General features: G+C 75.1%; 1 protein-coding gene and 1 pseudogene. One reads left to right on the forward strand and one right to left on the reverse strand.

Features of this window, described 5'->3' with window-relative positions:
• Nucleotides 1-165 precede the first annotated feature (165 nt).
• Complete coding sequence (locus HW578_RS26355) at nucleotides 166-963, forward strand: sulfotransferase family protein (RefSeq protein WP_198373668.1); 798 nt, start codon at nucleotides 166-168, stop codon at nucleotides 961-963.
• An 89-nt stretch (nucleotides 964-1,052) separates the two neighbouring features.
• Here the strand turns inward: HW578_RS26355 and HW578_RS26360 are convergent.
• Nucleotides 1,053-1,565 (reverse strand): annotated as a pseudogene (locus tag HW578_RS26360) (rRNA cytosine-C5-methylase); the annotation flags it as partial.

A 1,565-nucleotide genomic window follows, 5' to 3' on the forward strand; every position in this document is an offset into this window, starting at 1 on the left:
CCCGCGCCCGCCGCCGCGGCGCTGGGCGGAGCAGCGGGCCAGCCCGCGCGGCCATCATCCCCGGCCCGGCGCCGGCCCCTGCGCAAGGCCGCCTTCGCGAAGGCCTGACTGGCCGGGCGCCGCCACCGTTTGCGGCGCGCTTCGGGCCGCTGGTATCCCTGCCGCATGAGCCTTCCCGCATATCCGCCTGGCGCCGGTCGGCGGCTCGTGTTCCTGCATCTGCCCAAAACCGGCGGAACCACGCTGCACCACCATTTCTCGGCCTTCTTCCGGCCGGAGGAGATCTGCCCCTCCACCGGGCCGGACCTGCACCTGATCCCGCCCGAACGGCTGGCGGCCTACCGATATTTCGCGGGGCACTTCGTGTACGACCAGCTGCGGCTGATCACGGGGCCGCTGTTCACCGTGACGGTGCTGCGCCCGCCGGTCGAGCGCCTGCTCTCGGCCTACTATTTCCTGCGCCGGCACGGCGCCGAGCGGCTGGCGCGGCATCCGTTGCCCGAGGCGTCGATCGCGCGCGCCAGCGCGAACCTTCTCGACTTCCTGCGCAACCCCGACCCGCGGGTGCAGTACACGGTCAGCAATGTCATGGCGCGCGCGCTCGCGGGCGGGGTGAACGTCGCCGCCGATGGCGGCTACGTGCTTGCCGCCGCGGGGGTGGGTATCGCCATCTCCGAGCTCGAGGTGATGCACCGCGCCACGGGCAACCTGCTGGCGATGGACGTGGTCGGCTTCAACAGCAACCTCGCGCAGGTCTACGCGCGGGTGGCGCTGGCCTTCGGCATGCCGCGGCTGGTCGACCTGGCCCGGCTGAACACGCGCAACCAGGCCGTTCCTGGCCTCGAGCCGGTGGTCGAGGAGGAGATCACGCCCGAGGCAAGGGCCGAGCTGCAGCGCCTGACCACGCTGGACCGCGAGATCTTCCGCCTGGCCCGGGCCCATGCGGCGCTGGCGCGGCGCTGAGGGCGATCCGGCGCCGAACGGCGCCTGCCGCGGGCCGGTCCAGGCGTTCGTCCGGGGTTGCCGCCCACCACCCCGGCGCGCCGCCCCGGTCAAGGCCGGCGGAACCGCGCCGCGAAGAAGCCATCCATGCCGCCGCGCCCGGGCCAGTAATCCGGCCGGGTGCGCAGGCAGCCGGCGGGCGTGATCGCCTCCGGCAGGCCGGGCAGGTCGGCGGCGGTCCAGGGCATCGGTTCCAGGCCCAGCGCGGCGGCGCTGGCCAAGTGCGCCTCCCCTTCCTCGGGCTGCAGGGAGCAGGTGGCGAAGACCAGCCGCCCGCCGGGCTTCAGCATGCGCGCCGCTGCGGCCAGCAGGCGGGCCTGCGCCTGGGCGGCGGCGGGCACGTCCCGCGCGCGCTTGGCATGCGCCACGTCAGGGTGGCGCCGGATGGTGCCGGTGGCGGTGCAGGGCGCGTCCAGCAGGATGGCATCGAAGGGCACGGGCGGCGTCCAGGTGGCGGCATCGGCCTGCACCAGCGTGGCCGGCAGGCGCAGCCGCGCGAGGTTCTCGGCCAGGCGGGCCAGGCGCGCGGCGTCGCGCTCGACCGCCGTCACCTCGGCGCCAGC

It is taken from the genome of Roseomonas rosulenta (assembly GCF_016106005.1).
Classification (GTDB): Bacteria; Pseudomonadota; Alphaproteobacteria; order Acetobacterales; family Acetobacteraceae; genus Neoroseomonas; species Neoroseomonas rosulenta.